The organism is Pseudomonas sp. CM27 (genome assembly GCF_013179515.1).
Lineage (GTDB): Bacteria > Pseudomonadota > Gammaproteobacteria > Pseudomonadales > Pseudomonadaceae > Aquipseudomonas.
The window spans coordinates 1-1,626 of sequence record NZ_JABMCN010000428.1; the positions used below are offsets into that span (position 1 = coordinate 1).

A 1,626-nucleotide genomic window follows, 5' to 3' on the forward strand; every position below is an offset into this window, starting at 1 on the left:
GTGCTGCGGCCCCGGCAGCAACCGCCAAAGCTGGCCGGCGCCGCTGACGGGCACTGGTTCGGCACCCGCCGGGCCTGGTTGCTGGCCCTGTACTTCGGCCTGATCAACGGCGGCTACACCAGCATGGTGGCCTGGTTGCCGGCCTATCACATCGAGCACGGCGGCAGCGCCCAGGGTGGCGCCGACCTGGTGGGCCTGATGACGATCTTCCAGGTGGCCGGTGCACTGGGCCTGCCGCTGTTGCTGCGGCGCTGGACCGACCGTCGTCCCGGCCTGTGGCTGGCGCTGGCGATCCAGCTGGCGGGCTTCCTCGGCTTGCTGCTGGCGCCGACCCAGGCGCAAGGGTTGTGGGTGGCGATGATCGGTTTTGGCCTGGGCGCCTGCTTCAGCCAGAGCCTGACGCTGACCCTGGAACACCTGAAAACACCTGCCCAGGCCGGTAGCCTGGCGGCGTTCGTGCAGGGCATCGGTTTCATCATCACCGGCATCGTGCCGTACATCACCGGTTGGCTGCGTGACGTGAGTGGTGACTTCCAGGCGTCGTGGGCACTGCTGACCGTGACAGTGCTGGCGATGCTGCTGGTGACCGCGTGCTTCAACCCGCGCGGCTATGCGGCGGCCATCGCACGCCCGGCCTTGGTGGGCAAGGCCGCACCGGTCAGCTGAGGCGTTGCAGGGTGTCGCGCACCCGGTCCAGCGCCGGGTCGATGTCCAGCAACTCGATGGCGCCGAAGCCCAGCAGCAACCCTGGGCGCACCGGCGCTTCGCTGTAGAACGGCGCCAGCGAGTACAGGCCGACCTCCACCTTGCGCGCAAGGTTGGCCAGCAGTTCGACATCGACCCCAGGTTTGGCCAGGGCGCTGAGGTGGAAACCGGCGCTGGCCGGGATGGGGCTGAACCAGGCAGACAAGTCCCCACCCAGGCGCGCCAGGATGCGGTCGCGGCGGGCGCTGTAGACCTCGTGGCAACGACGAATGTGTTTGTTCAGGTGGCCTTCGCCAAGGAACCGCGCCAGCGCCCACTGCAGCAGGGTCGGGCTGTGCCAGTCACTCAGGTGTTTGGCCACGCAGGCGGCCTGCAGCACGGCGGGGGGCAGCACGGCGTAGCCCAGGCGCAGCTCTGCCAGCAGCGTCTTGGAAAACGTCCCCACATACGCCACCAGGCCATGGCGGTCCAGGCGCTGCAGCGCATCCGAGGCTGGTCCGTGGTAGCGGAACTCGCAGTCGTAGTCGTCTTCGATGATCAGCGCACCCAGTTCGGCGGCCCGCGCCAGCAGCGCGTGCCGGCGCCGCTCGCTCATCGGCATGCCCAGCGGAAACTGGTGCGACGGCGTCACGTAGATCAGCCGGGTGCCGTCGGCAATCTGCTCCACGCACAGGCCTTCATCGTCTACCGGCACCGACTGCAGGCGTGCGCCCAGGGCCAGGAACAGTTGCCGGGCTGGCGAGTAGCCGGGGTCTTCCATGGCCACCTGGCAACCCGGCTCGACCAGCACCCGGGCGATCAGGTCCAGCGCCTGCTGGGCGCCGTTGCACACCAGCAGGTCGGCTGCGCTGCAGTGCACGCCGCGAGCATAGGCGATGTGGTGGGCGATGGCTTCGCGCAGCTCTGGCAGGCCCTGGGCCG

At 69.1% G+C, this 1,626-nt stretch carries 2 protein-coding genes; one reads left to right on the top strand and one right to left on the bottom strand.

Annotated features, from left to right (window positions below):
- Positions 1-666: MFS transporter (locus tag HP547_RS28650; RefSeq protein WP_172288863.1), on the top strand; the 666-nt coding region annotated here is incomplete at its 5' end.
- Here HP547_RS28650 and HP547_RS28655 read toward each other — a convergent pair.
- Positions 659-1,626, bottom strand: a 968-nt coding sequence (locus HP547_RS28655; RefSeq protein WP_172288865.1) for a PLP-dependent aminotransferase family protein, incomplete at its 5' end; no start/stop codon positions are given. The genes HP547_RS28650 and HP547_RS28655 overlap by 8 nt on opposite strands.